13 protein-coding genes and 2 tRNA genes are annotated in these 15,866 nt (G+C 69.8%); 11 read left to right on the top strand and 4 right to left on the bottom strand.

All coding sequences use genetic code 11. The features are described 5' to 3' along the window. The first annotated feature begins 186 nt into the window (after positions 1–186). The 6 genes from gyrB (at position 187) to LIV37_RS25395 (ending at position 7,763) form a co-directional block, all read left to right on the top strand. Positions 187–2,217: a DNA topoisomerase (ATP-hydrolyzing) subunit B gene (gene gyrB, locus LIV37_RS25420; RefSeq protein WP_020869960.1), complete on the top strand. Its 2,031-nt coding sequence runs from the start codon at positions 187–189 to the stop codon at positions 2,215–2,217. A gap of 42 nt (positions 2,218–2,259) precedes the next feature. Then, positions 2,260–4,884 (top strand): DNA gyrase subunit A, encoded by a 2,625-nt coding sequence (gyrA, locus tag LIV37_RS25415; protein WP_020869959.1) that lies wholly within the window; start codon positions 2,260–2,262, stop codon positions 4,882–4,884. Between the two features lie 3 nt (positions 4,885–4,887). Next, entirely contained in the window at positions 4,888–5,667 is a 780-nt protein-coding gene (locus LIV37_RS25410) for a DUF3566 domain-containing protein (protein ID WP_254807115.1), read from the top strand. A 62-nt stretch (positions 5,668–5,729) separates the two neighbouring features. Then, a tRNA-Ile gene (locus LIV37_RS25405) sits at positions 5,730–5,803 on the top strand. 192 nt (positions 5,804–5,995) lie between these two features. Further along, a complete protein-coding gene (locus LIV37_RS25400) occupies positions 5,996–6,130 on the top strand; it encodes a DLW-39 family protein (protein WP_003958712.1) in 135 nt (44 codons plus the stop codon). A gap of 277 nt (positions 6,131–6,407) precedes the next feature. Continuing rightward, complete coding sequence (locus LIV37_RS25395) at positions 6,408–7,763, top strand: hypothetical protein (protein ID WP_020869957.1); 1,356 nt, start codon at positions 6,408–6,410, stop codon at positions 7,761–7,763. A 43-nt stretch (positions 7,764–7,806) separates the two neighbouring features. Here the strand turns inward: LIV37_RS25395 and LIV37_RS25390 are convergent, their stop codons facing one another. Then, on the bottom strand, positions 7,807–9,540 hold the full coding sequence (locus tag LIV37_RS25390) for a serine/threonine-protein kinase (protein ID WP_254807114.1): 1,734 nt from the start codon (positions 9,538–9,540) through the stop codon (positions 7,807–7,809). Positions 9,541–9,585: 45 nt separating this feature from the next. After that, positions 9,586–10,131 carry a helix-turn-helix domain-containing protein gene (locus LIV37_RS25385; protein ID WP_020869955.1) on the bottom strand — a complete coding sequence of 182 codons (546 nt, stop codon included), beginning with the start codon at positions 10,129–10,131 and terminating at the stop codon, positions 9,586–9,588. A gap of 118 nt (positions 10,132–10,249) precedes the next feature. Here LIV37_RS25385 and LIV37_RS25380 point away from each other — a divergent pair. Together LIV37_RS25380 and LIV37_RS25375 are read left to right on the top strand one after the other, a co-directional pair. Next, a tRNA-Ala gene (locus tag LIV37_RS25380) sits at positions 10,250–10,322 on the top strand. Between the two features lie 187 nt (positions 10,323–10,509). After that, complete coding sequence (locus LIV37_RS25375; protein ID WP_121824526.1) at positions 10,510–11,661, top strand: response regulator; 1,152 nt, start codon at positions 10,510–10,512, stop codon at positions 11,659–11,661. 130 nt (positions 11,662–11,791) lie between these two features. Here the strand turns inward: LIV37_RS25375 and LIV37_RS25370 are convergent, their stop codons facing one another. After that, positions 11,792–12,514 (bottom strand): DUF5324 family protein, encoded by a 723-nt coding sequence (locus LIV37_RS25370; RefSeq protein WP_020869952.1) that lies wholly within the window; start codon positions 12,512–12,514, stop codon positions 11,792–11,794. 296 nt (positions 12,515–12,810) lie between these two features. Between LIV37_RS25370 and LIV37_RS25365 the strand changes: the two genes are divergently transcribed. After that, positions 12,811–13,344, top strand: a complete 534-nt coding sequence (locus tag LIV37_RS25365; RefSeq protein WP_121825279.1) for a peptidylprolyl isomerase — start codon at positions 12,811–12,813, stop codon at positions 13,342–13,344. A gap of 127 nt (positions 13,345–13,471) precedes the next feature. Next, positions 13,472–14,356 carry a rhomboid family intramembrane serine protease gene (locus LIV37_RS25360; RefSeq protein WP_020869950.1) on the top strand — a complete coding sequence of 295 codons (885 nt, stop codon included), beginning with the start codon at positions 13,472–13,474 and terminating at the stop codon, positions 14,354–14,356. A 317-nt stretch (positions 14,357–14,673) separates the two neighbouring features. On the opposite strand, the gene crgA is transcribed toward LIV37_RS25360, so the two are convergent. Beyond that, positions 14,674–14,931: a cell division protein CrgA gene (crgA, locus tag LIV37_RS25355; RefSeq protein ID WP_020869949.1), complete on the bottom strand. Its 258-nt coding sequence runs from the start codon at positions 14,929–14,931 to the stop codon at positions 14,674–14,676. Between the two features lie 145 nt (positions 14,932–15,076). Between crgA and LIV37_RS25350 the strand changes: the two genes are divergently transcribed. Then, positions 15,077–15,847 carry a DUF881 domain-containing protein gene (locus LIV37_RS25350; RefSeq protein ID WP_020869948.1) on the top strand — a complete coding sequence of 257 codons (771 nt, stop codon included), beginning with the start codon at positions 15,077–15,079 and terminating at the stop codon, positions 15,845–15,847. Positions 15,848–15,866: the final 19 nt, after the last annotated feature.

Raw genomic sequence — 15,866 nt, 5'->3', positions numbered from 1 at the left:
CCCCGCATATGGGGAGTCGGCGGCGGCCGGTTCAGGGCGGCACATGCGGACTCAGGCGGCAGCAAGCCCCCATTCTTGTCGGCGCTACCGGTAGACTGGGGCCGTACACCGTCGCCGCTGGCGCACCGAGCGCTTGCGGACACATGTTGAACGACGCAGCCGCTCCCGCCTGCCCGGAGACGGCTTGTGCTGTGCCAGAAAGGGCGCTTCGTGGCCGATTCCGGCAACCCCATCGAAAACATCCCGTCCACGCCCGACGGCGAGGCCCTGGCTCCGCCGTCGTACGACGCCAGTGCGATCACCGTTCTGGAGGGGCTGGAGGCGGTCCGCAAGCGACCCGGTATGTACATCGGTTCCACCGGTGAGCGCGGCCTGCACCACCTCGTCCAGGAGGTCGTCGACAACTCCGTCGACGAGGCCATGGCCGGTCACGCGGACACCATCGAGGTCACGATCCTCGCCGACGGCGGCGTCCGCGTCGTGGACAACGGCCGCGGTATCCCCGTGGGCATCGTCCCCTCGGAGGGGAAGCCGGCCGTTGAGGTCGTGCTGACCGTGCTGCACGCGGGCGGCAAGTTCGGCGGCGGCGGCTATGCCGTCTCCGGCGGTCTGCACGGCGTCGGCGTCTCCGTCGTCAACGCCCTGTCGTCGAAGGTGTCGGTCGAGGTCAGGACGGACGGTTACCGCTGGACCCAGGACTACAAGACGGGAGCGCCGACCGCGCCCCTGGCCCGGAACGAGGCCACGGAGGAGACCGGCACCACGGTCACCTTCTGGGCGGACCCGGACGTCTTCGAGACCACCGAGTACTCCTTCGAGACGCTGGCCCGGCGCTTCCAGGAGATGGCGTTCCTCAACAAGGGCCTGTCCATCTCGCTGACGGACGAGCGCGAGGCACATGTGGACGAGGAGGGCAAACCGCTCTCCGTGAAGTACCACTACGAGGGCGGCATCGTCGACTTCGTCACCTACCTCAACTCCCGTAAGGGCGAGCTGGTCCACCCCACGGTGATCGGCTTCGAGGCCGAGGACAAGGAGCGGATGCTCTCCCTCGAACTCGCGATGCAGTGGAACGCGCAGTACACCGAGGGTGTCTACAGCTTCGCGAACACCATCCACACCCATGAGGGCGGCACCCATGAGGAGGGCTTCCGCGCCGCGCTGACGTACCTGATCAACAAGTACGCGCGCGACAAGAAGCTGCTCCGGGAGCGCGACGACAACCTCACCGGTGAGGACATCCGCGAGGGCCTGACCGCGATCATCTCGGTCAAGCTGGGCGAGCCCCAGTTCGAGGGCCAGACCAAGACCAAGCTGGGCAACACGGAGGCCAAGACCTTCGTCCAGAAGATCGTCAACGAGCATCTCGCCGACTGGCTGGACCGCAACCCCAACGAGGCGGCGGACATCGTCCGCAAGGGCATCCAGGCGGCCACGGCCCGCGTCGCGGCCCGTAAGGCGCGCGATCTGACCCGCCGCAAGGGGCTGCTGGAGACCGCTTCGCTGCCGGGCAAGCTGAGCGACTGCCAGTCGAACGACCCGTCGAAGTGCGAGATCTTCATCGTCGAGGGTGACTCCGCCGGCGGCTCGGCCAAGTCCGGCCGCAACCCGCAGTACCAGGCGATCCTCCCGATCCGAGGCAAGATCCTCAACGTCGAGAAGGCCCGGGTCGACAAGATCCTCCAGAACAACGAGGTCCAGGCGCTGATCTCCGCCTTCGGCACCGGGGTGCACGAGGACTTCGACATCGCCAAGCTCCGCTATCACAAGATCATTCTGATGGCGGACGCCGATGTCGACGGCCAGCACATCAACACCCTGCTGCTGACCTTCCTCTTCCGTTTTATGCGCCCGCTGGTCGAGGCGGGGCACGTCTTCCTGTCCCGTCCGCCCCTCTACAAGATCAAGTGGGGCCGGGACGAGGTCGAGTACGCGTACTCGGACCGGGAGCGGGACGCGCTGATCCAGGCCGGCCGGGAGCAGGGCAAGCGCATCAGGGACGACTCCGTCCAGCGCTTCAAGGGTCTGGGCGAGATGAACGCCGAAGAGCTGCGGGTGACCACGATGGACCAGGACCACCGCGTTCTGGGCCAGGTCACGCTGGACGACGCGGCCCAGGCCGACGACCTGTTCTCGGTCCTCATGGGTGAGGACGTCGAGGCACGGCGCTCGTTCATCCAGCGCAACGCCAAGGATGTCCGCTTCCTCGACATCTGAGTCGGCCCCCAGCCGCAGACGACAGAAGGACTTTGACCAGCAATGGCCGACGAGAACACCCCGAACACGCCCGACGACCTGACCCCCGACGAGCTCGCCGACGGCGCCGCCCTCCGCGTCGAGCCGGTCGGCCTAGAGACGGAGATGCAGCGCTCGTACCTCGATTACGCGATGAGCGTGATCGTGAGCCGTGCGCTGCCCGACGTCCGGGACGGCCTCAAGCCGGTGCACCGCCGGGTGCTGTACGCGATGTACGACGGCGGGTACCGCCCCGAGAAGGGCTTCTACAAGTGCGCCCGCGTCGTCGGCGACGTCATGGGCACCTACCACCCGCACGGCGACTCGTCGATCTACGACGCGCTGGTGCGGCTGGCCCAGCCGTGGTCCATGCGGATGCCGCTGGTCGACTCCAACGGCAACTTCGGCTCCCCGGGCAACGACCCCGCGGCGGCCATGCGGTACACCGAGTGCAAGATGGCGCCGCTGTCGATGGAGATGCTCCGGGACATCGACGAGGAGACCGTCGACTTCCAGGACAACTACGACGGCCGCAACCAGGAGCCGACGGTCCTGCCGGCCCGTTTCCCGAACCTGCTGATCAACGGCTCGGCGGGGATCGCGGTCGGTATGGCCACCAACATCCCGCCGCACAATCTGCGCGAAGTGGCCGAGGGCGCCCAGTGGGCCCTGGCCAACCCCGAGGCCACCCAGGAAGAGCTGCTCGACGCCCTGATCGACCGGATCAAGGGCCCGGACTTCCCGACCGGGGCGCTGGTCGTCGGCCGTAAGGGCATCGAGGAGGCGTACCGCACCGGGCGCGGCTCGATCACCATGCGCGCGGTGGTGGAGGTCGAGGAGATCCAGGGCCGGCAGTGCCTGGTGGTCACCGAGCTGCCGTACCAGGTGAACCCGGACAACCTCGCGCAGAAGATCGCCGACCTGGTGAAGGACGGCAGGGTCGGCGGCATCGCCGACGTCCGTGACGAGACCTCCTCGCGCACCGGCCAGCGCCTGGTCATCGTGCTCAAGCGGGACGCGGTCGCCAAGGTCGTCATCAACAACCTCTACAAGCACACCGATCTGCAGACCAACTTCGGCGCCAACATGCTGGCCCTGGTCGACGGCGTGCCGCGCACCCTCTCGCTGGACGCGTTCATCCGCAACTGGGTCACCCACCAGGTCGAGGTCATCGTCCGCCGGACCCGCTTCCGGCTGCGCAAGGCCGAGGAGCGGGCGCACATCCTGCGCGGTCTGCTCAAGGCCCTGGACGCGATCGACGAGGTCATCGCGCTGATCCGGCGCAGCGACACGGTGGAGACCGCGCGCGAGGGCCTGATGGGCCTGCTGGAGATCGACGAGATCCAGGCGAACGCGATCCTCGAGATGCAGCTGCGGCGGCTGGCCGCCCTGGAGCGTCAGAAGATCGTCCAGGAGCATGACGAGCTGCAGGCCAAGATCAACGAGTACAACGCGATCCTGGCCTCGCCCGAGCGGCAGCGGCAGATCATCAGCGAGGAGCTGACCGCGATCGTCGAGAAGTTCGGCGACGACCGGCGCACCAAGCTGGTCCCCTTCGACGGCGACATGTCCATCGAGGACCTGATCGCCGAGGAGGACATCGTCGTCACGATCACGCGTGGCGGCTATGTGAAGCGCACCAAGACCGAGGACTACCGCTCGCAGAAGCGCGGCGGCAAGGGCGTGCGCGGGACGAAGCTGAAGCAGGACGACATCGTCTCCCACTTCTTCGTCTCGACCACCCACCACTGGCTGCTGTTCTTCACCAACAAGGGCCGGGTCTACCGGGCGAAGGCGTACGAACTGCCGGACGCGGGACGTGAGGCGCGCGGCCAGCATGTGGCGAATCTGCTGGCCTTCCAGCCCGATGAGAAGATCGCGCGGATTCTCGCCATCCGGGACTACGAGGCGGTGCCGTACCTGGTGCTGGCCACCAAGTCCGGCCTGGTGAAGAAGACCCCGCTGAAGGACTACGACTCGCCCCGCTCGGGCGGTGTGATCGCGATCAACCTCCGGGAGATGGAGGACGGCCGCGAGGACGAGCTGATCGGCGCCGAACTGGTCTCCTCCGCGGACGATCTGCTGCTGATCAGCAGGAAGGCCCAGTCGATCCGGTTCACGGCGACCGACGACTCGCTGCGGCCGATGGGGCGCGCGACCTCCGGTGTGAAGGGCATGAGCTTCCGCGAAGGGGACGAACTCCTCTCGATGAATGTCGTCCGGGCCGGTACGTTCGTGTTCACCGCCACCGACGGCGGGTACGCGAAGCGGACCAATGTCGATGAGTACCGCGTCCAGGGGCGCGGTGGTCTCGGAATCAAGGCGGCGAAGATCGTCGAGGACCGCGGTTCCCTGGTCGGGGCGCTGGTGGTCGAGGAGACCGATGAGATCCTCGCCATCACGCTCAGCGGTGGCGTGATCCGCACCCGGGTCAATGAGGTCAGGGAGACGGGCCGTGACACCATGGGCGTCCAACTGATCAACCTGGGCAAGCGCGATGCCGTCGTCGGCATCGCCCGGAACGCCGAGGCCGGTCGTGAGGCTGAAGAGGTCGAGGAAGAAACCGCGGCCGTGAACGCGCCAGCCGAGGAGGCCGAGTCCGAGGCGGCCGAGGGCACAGCGCCCCCGGCCGACGAGACCGAGGAGTAAGTCGTGAGTGGAGCCACGGGTGCCGCGGGCGGCGGTGCGGACGCCGGAGGGCGTCCGGGATCGGGAGCCCCGACGGGCGGTCACACCGCTGGGGACGGCGCCCGTGCCCCGGCCGGGGACTCCGCCGCGGCGGTGACCGAGACCCGGAAGCTGCGACCGCAGCGCGATCCGCACCCCAAGCCCCAGTACTCCAGCCCGCTCCCCAACGAGCGTCCCGCCCCCGCCCAGCCCGCGCAGCCGTACCACCCGCCGCAGGCATACGCCCCGCCGCCCGGCGGCGGGGCCGGACGGGGCGGCTCCGCGGTGCCCGGGCAGTCGGCCCAGTCGGCCCAGGCCGCCCAGACGGGGCACCAGCAGGCCGCCACGGCCGTCCGGCGCCCTCGTACGTCCGTGGGGGCCCGTCCGGCGCCGCGGACCCGTAAGGCGCGGCTGCGGGTCGCCAGGGTCGATCCGTGGTCGGTCATGAAGGTCAGCTTCCTGCTGGCGATCGCGCTGGGGATCTGCACCGTGATCGCGGTGGCGGTGCTGTGGATGGTCATGGACGCCATGGGCGTCTTCAGCGCGGTGGGCGGCACCATAAGCGACGCCACGGAGTCGCAGAAGGGCAGCGGGTTCGACCTGCAGTCCTTCCTGTCGCTTCCGCGTGTCCTGGGGTTCACCGGGATCATCGCCGTGATCAATGTGGTGCTGGCGACCGCGCTGGCCACGCTCGGGGCCTTCATCTACAACCTGTCGGCGGGCTTCGTGGGCGGCGTCGAGCTGACCCTGGCCGAGGACGAGTAGCGGGCCGCCGGTTACCGATTTTGGGACGGGGCAGGTGGTGCGCTAATCTTTCGGTGCAGCGCGGGGCTATAGCTCAGACGGTTAGAGCGCTTCCCTGATAAGGAAGAGGCCACAGGTTCAAGTCCTGTTAGCCCCACCGTCGCTATCAGCCTGGATGGAGATTTTCTTCGTCCAGGCTGATGTCGTATGGGGGGCAGGGAGTTGATCCCCGCTTCCTTCCCGGTTTCTCATCGGCCAATGCCGGTCATAGGTCACCGATCGGTATCGGTCGGTGTGTATCATCGGGCGCCAGAGGTCCCCTACGTCAAGAAAGAGACGAGGTAGCGCGGTGAAGAAGCTGCTCCTGGTCGCACTGGCCGCCATCGGCGGGCTCCTCGTGTACCGCCAGATCCAGGCGGATCGCGCCGAGCAGGATCTGTGGACGGAGGCGACCGACTCCGTACCCGCAGGTTCGGGTGTGTGAGCTCCTATAACAGTCCCGGTACGGGGCCCCGACCGCTGGAGCGGTCGGGGCCCCGTCGGCTTTACTGGCGCCGTGGCGGGGAAGCGGCGGGGGCGTCGGGGACGGGATGTCGGGGGGCGTCGGGGGGATGGGATGACGGGGGCCTTCGTGTTTCACTCTCGCAAACGAATAGCTTGCACAGGCAAAGTTGAGCGGGCCGGCCGGGCCGGGGCGAACGAGCCCGACCAGGCCGGGGTTGAGCGGGCCGACCGGCCGGTACGACGAGGAGTGACGCGCGATGAAGGACCGCCGCAAGGTCAGGGCCGGTCTCGCCGCGGCGGCGGCACTGTGCGCGGTGGCCGCGGCACCGGGCACGTCCCTCGCCGACGGCGCCGCCGGAGCCCGGGCGTACGAGACCCGCGGCACCCGGATATCCGGCTCCGACGGTGACGCGGGCGCCCCTTCCCTGGCGGTCGGCCGCACCTATGTCGACAGCGTCGGGCCGGGCGAGAAGCGGTTCTACGGCGTGACGCTCGACACGAAGTCAGCCGCCTATGTCTCGGCGGTCGCGGCACCCCGGCCGGGCGCGGAGGTGACCTCGTACCGAGATGGTGTGAAGGTGACCCTGGAGAGCCCCGACGGGGGCATCTGCGGCACCGCCTCCCCGAAGATCGAGACGAGCGGTGTGGCCTATCCCCTGGCCGACTACGCCTCCCGCCAGATCGACTCCGGCCCGGCCTCCTGCCACCAGGCGGGACGCTATGTGGTGACCGTGGAGCGCCAGGACGGGTCACCGGACCAGGAGCGCTGGCCCGTGGAGCTCCGGCTGATGGTGGAGCCACCGGTGAAGGGCGGGGCCACCGGGGCGGCCCCGGAGGGGAGTTCGAGCTCGCCGTCGCCCGAGCCGCTGGACGGCACCCCCCTGCCGAGGCGCGGCGGGCGCGGCTTCACCGACGCGCCGACCCTGGGGACCGGGGTGTGGAGGGACGAGATCACGCCGGGGGAGACGCACTTCTACCGGGTGCCCGTGGACTGGGGGCAGCGCCTCTCCGCCGTCGCCGAACTGTCCGCCGACGGCAAGGACCAGAGCACCCGTCTGCTCGACCGCGCCCTGGCGCTGCACGCCTACAACCCGGCGCGCGGGCTCGCGAAGCGCGGCACCCCCGCCGCACAGAGCGGCGAGCCGCCCCGCACCCAGGTGGCCACCGCGCCGGTGGCCTACGGAAACCGGTATGCGAACACCGGCTCCACGGTCCGCGCGATGAGCTTCAGCGGTGGGTACTTCCTGGCGGTCACCGTCAACCCGCCGCAGGTGGCACCGCATCTGAACAGCTCGGTGCCGGTGGTGCTGCGGGTACGGGTCGCGGGCGACGCGCGCGGCGGGCCCGCCTACGACAAGGACCCGGTCAAGGCGGGGTTCGGCCTGACGGCGGCCGACCGTCGGGCGGCCAAGCGCCATCCGCTCGCGGCGGACGGCGACCCGATGGGGAGTTCCGGCTCCGGCGTCGCCGACTCGAAGGACGCGCTGCGGGTGGTCGGGTACGCGGGGATCGGCACCGGGACGGTGCTGGTGCTCGGGCTCGGGGTGTGGACGCTCACCGCCCGGCGGCGGGCCTCGGCGCGGCAGCGGTACGGGCCGCCGCCCGCTTGGTAGTTGGGGTCTGGGGCCTGTTTCCCCGTTGTGGCCTGGGGCGGGGTCAGCCCGCTGCCACCAGGGCCCATGCGCCGATGGCGAAGCACAGCGCCGCCACGACCAGGATCGAGAGCGTGGCTTTCCGGGACGGTCCGGGGCGCCGTCGCGTCGCTGAGGGAACCCGCGGCCGCTCCGCGGTGTATGGACGAGTAGAGGGAAAGTCACGCGGGGGCGGCGTCGGTGTCGGGGTCGGAGTCGGCGTGGGTGTCGGAGTCGGAGTCGGCGTTGGCGTTGGCGTTGGTGTCGGCGTGTGAGCCGCGTTCGGAGCGGGAGTGGGGGTGGGCGTATGCGGGTGCGGGTGCTGCACCGGCGGTACGGAGTGTGGGGGCTGCTGTTGTGCGTGGTGCGGGTGATGCACGGGCGGCTGTGGGGCCGGTGGGATCGGGGCCGCCGTCGAAGGGGTCGGCGGGGTCAGTGGGTGGGGTATCGACGGCCGCTGGACCGGCGGGGGCGGAGTCGCGGGCCGTGCGGTCGGCGGCGGGGGCGTCGGCGTCGGTGGGCCCGCGGGCTGGGGCGGTGGGGTCTGGTGCGGTGGGGTCCGGCTCAGGGGCGTCTGGGGGGGGGGGGGTTCGGGATGCCGGACTTCGGCGGGCAGGGCGCCGGAAGACGGGGTCTCAAGAGACCCGGGGGCCTCGGTGTGCGGGGCGCGGGACTGATCGTTCCGGGGGAGCGGCGGCGGGAGGGTGAAGCTGCCGGTGTCGGACATGGACGGCCGTGGGGCGGCCGGCTGCTGGGGAGCGGCCGCGTCGGGGCCGGGGGCCGTCTCGTCGGCGGGGCCCGAGTCGGCGGCGGACTGGGGCCTGCCCGGCGCCGCGCCGTTGCCCCGGGGTGGGTCGGCCTTCGCGTGGCGGCGGCGCGGTCGGGTGGGGCCATCGGGGCCGAACCCGGAGGGCAGCGGCCCGAGTTGGTCGAAGACCTCGATGGCATCGTCGTCCAGCTCGGCCTCGGGCAGCAGGTCGACCGCGGTCGCCAGCGCCTTCCGCGCGCCGGTGGCGGTGCGGAAGCGGTTCTCGGGGTCCGGCTGCAGCAGCCCCGCGATCACCTGCCACAGCGGTTCGGGCACCGCAGTGGGCGCGTTCGGCACCCCTTGCTCGAAGAGCTTGACGAGCGCCTCCCCGTCCGGCTTGTGCCCGGTGATCAGATAGAGCGCCACCAGCCCGACGGCGAAGAGGTCGGCCGGGAAGTCGGGGTCATCGCCCATCATCTGCTCGGGCGCGAAGTAGCCGGGCGTGCCCATCACGTAGTTGGCCTCGGTGAGGCGCGGCTCGCCCTTGGTCAGCGCGATGCCGAAGTCGGACAGCCGGACGTGCGGCCGCCCGGTCCCGGTGGATTCCAGCAGGATGTTCGCGGGTTTGATGTCCCGGTGCACCACGCCCTCGGCGTGCACCGCGGCCAGTCCGGAGAGCAGCTGGTCGATCAGGGTGCATACGTAGCGGGGCGGCAGTGGGCCGTAGTCCCCGATCAGATGGGCGAACGAGCCGCCGCCCACCAGGTCCATGGTGAACAGCACCTTGTCGTCATCGGCCGCCCAGCTGGCCGGTGCCAGCACATGGGGGTGATCGATCCGCAGGGCCTGTTCCCTGACGAAGCGCAGCAGCGTATGGGCGTCACGTTGCTGGAGCACCTTCGCTGCCACGTACCGTCGGCGGCGGTGGTCCCAGACGCGCCATACCGCGCCCACGCCCCCGCGCCCGATCGGGTCCACCAGCTCGTACCGGCCCGCGAAGATCTCACCCATCGCGCCGTGCCCGCCCCGTCATCGACTCGTCAGCAGTTCAGCCCGTCAGCTCTGGTGCGCCTCGTAGTGGGCGACCGCCTCGGCGGTCCGCCCGGCGCCGTACACACGGAGAAACTCTGCCAGCTCGGGGTGGGCGGGGGCGAGGGAGTCGGCGGCATCGATGATGTCCCCCGCGGCCGCCACGGACCGCAGCAGCGACTGGATCTCGCGCACCACTCGCCGTACGGTCGGGGCGCCCGTGCTCGCCGTGGTCTGGGTGGAGTTGAGGACCGAGCCGCCCGCGGACTTCTTGATCTCCTCCATGCGCTCGGCGGCCTCGGCGGCGCTGACCCTGCCATCGGCCGCCTGACTGGACAGCTCCTGCAGCGCCTGCACCCGCTGGACCACGGCGGGGTTGCCGATTTTCGCGCGCTGGCCGCTCATGAGCTGCGAGAGCATGGGCGCGGACAGACCGAGGACGGCGGCGAGGCGGGCTTGGTTCAGACCGAGATCGTCGATGAGACGGCGAAAGAGCGCCCCCAGCGGCTCCCCGTACCAGCTGCGCTGAAGCTCCCGTGCGCGCGCGGTGGCATCCTGCTGTGTTGCGTCCATCTCGCTCTCCCCTTCGCTTCGCTGCCGCGAATCTTGCGTGGCATCCTACGGAGAGCGCTACGCGCGAGCGATACCCGGTCGGGAATGGTGGTCGGTACCAGGTATCCTGATCGGCGAAGGGGCCTTAGCTCAGTTGGTAGAGCGCCGTCTTTGCATGGCGGATGTCAGGAGTTCGACTCTCCTAGGCTCCACCGCCCCCACCAGCCAGGACGCCGGACCGGTGTCCTGGCTGATCCGTTTTCGCCTCTGATATCGGTGTTGCCACTCTTGTCATTGCCCGGCGCAACACCCGCGGGATGCTCCAGGGTGTTTTCCACAACTCGGGCAGATCGCCCGGGAGTCGTCTGATCGGCGCGGTGCGCCGTACAGGGGGACAGGATGAGTGTGCTGCATCCGCTGGGCGAGAACCTGCCCGAGGAGTGCCGGGCGTTCGCTGTGGAGCTGAGGAAGCTGTTCCTGGGGCTCGGGGTCTCGGTGCGCAGATACGCGGTGCGGCGGCACCGGGATCCGAGCACCATCTCGCGGTTCCTGAACGGCACCCGCATCCCGCCGTGGGAGTTCGTCTTCGATCTGTTCACCGATCTCGCCGAGCGGCGGGGCGTCGCCCCCACCCCGGCCGCCATCGAGCTGGTGCGGGAGCTGCACCGGGCCGCGGTCCGCACCAGCCGCTCCCCCGGACATGCCATGGAGATCCTGCAGATCCAGCTGGCCGACGCCGACCGGGACGCACGGGTCTCCATGGCGCACCAGGATGTGCTGGGCGAGGCACTGCTGGACCTCAAGCACCGCATCGCCGATCTCGAGGTGCGGCTGAACCAGGCCGAGGCGGCATGGGCGACGGAGCGCGCCCGGGCGGACGCGCTGGAGCGGGACATCCCGGACCGGGAGGAGCTGATCAAGGAGCGGGATCTGCTCCAGCAGGAGGTGCGGCGGCTCACCGAGGAGCTGGACGAGGTGCGGCTGCGGGGGCGGCTGGCGGAGGACCGCTGTCTGGTCCTGGAGCGGCAGCTGGCCATGGTGGAGTCCCAGCGCCCGGCCGCGGTGCCACAGCAGGAGGAGGAGCCCATGGGACGGGAGGGGCCTGTGGCGCCCCAGCGGGCCATGGGGCCGCGGCCGAAGATCCTCGTGGTGGACGACCAGCAGAACAATCTGCTGGCCATGGAGGCCGTGCTGGCCACGCTCGATCAGGAGCTGGTGACCGCGACCTCCGGGCAGGAGGCCCTCAAGGCGCTGCTCGACCACGACGACTTCGCGGTGATCCTGCTGGATGTGCAGATGCCCGAGATGGACGGCTATGAGACAGCGGCCCACATCAAGCGGCGTCCCCGTAACCGCGACATCCCGATCATCTTCCTCACCGCGATGGGCTCCGATCCCGAGCACTCCTCGCGGGGCTATGCGGCCGGTGCGGTGGACTACATGGCCAAGCCGTTCGACCCCTGGGCGCTGCGGGCCAAGGTCTCGGTCTTCACCGAGATCTTCCTGGAGCGGCGGCAGCGCCGCTCCCAGGGGGAGGACCCGGTGGACTGAGCCGGAGCGGCCCCGGAGGAGGGGCCGTCCCGGAGGAGGAGCCGTCCCGGAGCAGAGGACGAGGGGCGGGAGATCAGGGGATCTCCCGCCCCTCGTGGAGGGTTTGCGCCGGGCGCCGTGAGCGGCGCCGTCAGCGCTCGTCGTCCCTGCGGGCCTCGGCCTCGGCCTGCTTGGCCTGCACCTCGGGGTCGAGGGCGTCCTGATCGCTGCCGTCCACCGCCGAGATCCGCTCGCGGTCGCCCACCTCGGTCGCCGCCGGGGGCTCGACCAGCCAGTCGGGGTTGGCCTGCTTGTCCCACCACTTCCACGCGGCGTAGACACCCGCGCCGACCAGCCCGATGAAGGCCGTCCGCTTGGCGAAGCGGGCGGCCCGGGCCCGGCGGCGGTGCTTGCGGGCGAGCTTCTCGATCTCCGCGGCCGTCACATGGGTGCGCAGCGCCGCGATGGCCGCCGCCGTGCGGACGGCCGCCTCCTCGCGCGCCGGTCCTGCGGCGGCGCGCACCCCGGCCATCGCCTGCTCCACCCGCGGTGCGGTGTAGTCGGCGGCATGGCGTGCCGCCTTACGGGTCCGCTTGGCGGCCCGTGTGGCGGCCTGGTCCACCTTCGGCGGCAGAGTGCCGCGGGCCTGGTCGAGCCGTGGCGCGATATGGGCGTGGTACTGGGCACCGGCCGTGCACCGGGCCTGGTGTGCCGCGGTCGAGACCTTCGGCGCCAGCCGGACGCGGGCCTCGTGCGCGTAGCGCGTCGCGGTGTCCTTGGCCGTGCCGGCATAGGGCGCCACCGCCTCCGCGGCGTGCAGGACGCTGCCCTTGGCTGTGCCGGTCGCGGCTCGCACGCTGTCAATGCGGGTCACCGGATCCTCCTCCTCGGTGGCGTGGTCAAGCTCCGGGGTTCAGAGTCGTGCGTTCTTGTTGCGCGCTCTATTTGCCCAGTTTCGTGTTTCCATCCCAAGAAAGATCATGCCTGTTTGTGGAGATGATGCCCGTTCGATCCATGGCGAGCATGCGTGATCGGGCATCTGGGTCATAGGGAGGATTCTCGCGGAAACCACGCGGATCGGCGCGCCCGGCGCCGCCTCAGCGGCTACTCGTCCACCTTGCGTCCGTGCGAGGATCAGGAGACGTAAGTGAAAACGATGGAAGGTTGATCGTGGCCGAGCAGCTATACGCCACCCTGAAGACGAACAACGGCGACATCGTGGTCCGGCTGCTGCCGAATCACGCGCCCAAGACGGTCAAGAACTTTGTCGAACTGGCCGAAGGCAGTCGCGAGTGGACTCACCCAGCCACTGGCAAGAAGGCCAAGGAGAAGCTCTACGACGGCACCGTCTTCCACCGGGTGATCAGTGGCTTCATGATCCAGGGCGGTGACCCGCTGGGCAACGGGACCGGTGGTCCCGGCTATGAGTTCGGCGACGAGTTCCACCCGGACCTGGCCTTCAACAAGCCGTACCTGCTGGCGATGGCCAACGCGGGACCGGGCACCAACGGCTCGCAGTTCTTCATCACGGTCTCCCCGACCGCGTGGCTGACCGGTAAGCACACCATCTTCGGCGAGGTCGTCGACGAGGGCAGCAAGAAGGTCGTCGACGCGATCGCGGGCACCGCGACCAACCCGCGCACCGACCGTCCGCTCCAGGACGTCGTCATCGAGTCGGTCGTGGTGGAGACGCGCGAGGGCTGAATCCGTACGGGGCTGAACCCGTACGGGGAACTTTCATGCCCCGCTTGTCCGTGTGAACAAGTGTCCGTGTGAACAAGCGGGGCGGGGGAACGCCCGATCAGAAGTGGACAAGGGGCGAGGGGACACCATGGAGGACCAGGCGGTCTGTTGCTACCGGCACCCCCAGCGGGAGACCGGCATCAGCTGCACCCGCTGTGAGCGCCCGATCTGCCCCGAGTGCATGATCAGCGCGTCTGTGGGGTTCCAGTGCCCCGAGTGTGTGGGCGGACGGGCGTCCGCCGGGTCCGGGGCCTCGGCCGCCGGTCCCCCGCCGCGCGCCGCCCGGCCGCGCACCCTGGCCGGCGGCACGATGGCCTCGGACCCCCGGCTGATCACCAAGATCCTGCTGGCCATCAACATCGCGGTATGGCTCGCCGCGCTGTCCGCGGGCGACCGGCTGGTGAACGATCTCGACCTGGTCGGCCGGGCCTACGACCCCGGCACGGTGCAGATCGTCGGCGTCGCCGAGGGCCAGTGGTGGCGGCTGGTGACCTCGGTCTTCCTCCACCAGCAGCTGATGCACATCGCCTTCAACATGCTCTCGCTGTGGTGGATCGGCGGCCCGCTGGAGGCCGCGCTCGGCCGCGTCCGCTTCATCGTGCTCTACATGCTGTCGGGGCTGGGCGGCAGCGCGCTGTCGTATCTCCTGGCCGCGCAGAACCAGCCGTCGCTGGGCGCCTCCGGCGCGATCTTCGGCCTGCTCGGCGCCACCGCCGTGCTGATGCGCCGGCTGAACTACGACATGCGGCCGGTCATCGCGCTGCTGGCGCTGAATCTGCTCTTCACCTTCACCTGGTCCGGCATCGCCTGGCAGGCCCATGTCGGCGGCCTGGTCGCGGGCACGGTGGTGGCGTACGGGATGGTGCACGCGCCCCGGGAGAAGCGGGCGCTGGTGCAGCGGGGGACCTGCGTCCTGGTGCTGCTCGCGATCGTCGCGACGGTGTGGATCCGGACGGTGCAGCTCACTGGCTGAAGCCGCCGGCCGAAGCTCATCGGCTGAGCGGAGCGGCCGACCGATGAGCGGTCGGCCATAGGCCACCTGGGAAGAGCCGGACCCGGTCAGTTGTCCACAGCGTGTGGCGGATCTTACGCAACCTGTGGAGAACTTGCGTACGCCCCCCGACTGACCTGCGTTTTCGCAGGAAGGCGGGGGTATGAACGATCGAACAGGTGCCCGCCACCGGTCACACCGGCGTCAACACGGCAGAGGTTATCCACAGATCTTCTGAGTTTTCCCCGGCTGTGGATAACTCTGTGGACAACCCGGGGACGGGCGTGGGGACCGCCGGGTCACTTCCACTGGGTGGAGACGACGAACCCCGCGGCGATGAAGCCGAAGCCGACCACGATGTTCCAGTTGCCCAGCGATTCGACCGGCATGTCCCCCGTGGTCACGTAGAAGATGACGATCCACGCGAGGCCGATCAGGAACATGGCCAGCATCAGCGGCGCCACCCACCGGCGGCCGCTGTTCAGACTGATGCTGGCTGCCTGCTTCGCCGGCGGCGGCGTGAAGTCGTCCTTCTTGCGGATCCGTGACTTCGGCACGAGGAACTCTCCTGTCGATGCGCTGCGTGACCGCGCGGGGATGTGTACGGACGGCGCCGGGGCGGGACAGCGACGGGGACCACGTCCCTCCCCCACACGTCCGTTAGCGTAGTCCTTCCGCGGCGTCGTAAGGAGTAAGGGTACGTTGAGCAATTCCGCTGACTCCCCCACCCCGGCGTCCCGCCGCCCCCGTTTCCGCCCCGTACGGCTGCTGACCGGAGCGGTCTTCGCACTGGCCGGAGTGATCTTCTGGACCAGTTTCAACACGGCCCAGGGCACCAATCTCCGCAGTGATGAATCGATGCTGCGGCTCTCCGACCTCATCCAGGAGCGCAGCCGTAAGAACGGCACCCTGGACGACAGCACCGCCAAAATACGCTCCGAGGTCGACGCCCTCGCCCGGCGGGACAACGGCAGCACCCAGGCCGAGCGCCGCAAGCTGGCCGAGCTGGAGGAGACCGCGGGCACCAAGAAGCTCAAGGGCTCCGGGCTCACCGTCACCCTCACCGACGCCCCGCCGAACGCCACCCCGCAGATCCCCGGCGTCCCGGACCCCCAGCCCAACGATCTCGTCATCCATCAGCAGGATCTCCAGGCCGTGGTCAACGCGCTGTGGCAGGGCGGCGCCGAGGGGATCAAGGTCATGGACCAGCGGCTGATCTCCACCAGTGCGGTGCGTTGCGTCGGCAACACCCTGATCCTCCAGGGCCAGGTCTACTCGCCGCCCTACAAGGTCACCGCCGTGGGTGACCGGGACAAGCTGGGCGCCGCCCTCGCCGCCTCGCCCGCGATCCAGAACTACCGCAGCTATGTCGACGCATACGGCCTCGGCTGGAAAGTCGACCAGCACGACACGGTGACTCTTCCCGGCTACTCCGGCACAGTGGATCTGCACCAGGCACAGCCCATCGGATAGCACCGGCGGACCGGCGCGC

It is taken from the genome of Streptomyces rapamycinicus NRRL 5491, assembly GCF_024298965.1.
GTDB classification, from domain to species: domain Bacteria; phylum Actinomycetota; class Actinomycetes; order Streptomycetales; family Streptomycetaceae; genus Streptomyces; species Streptomyces rapamycinicus.
The sequence above is the reverse complement of the archived record's forward strand: the minus strand, read 5'-3'. Positions and strand labels throughout refer to the sequence as shown.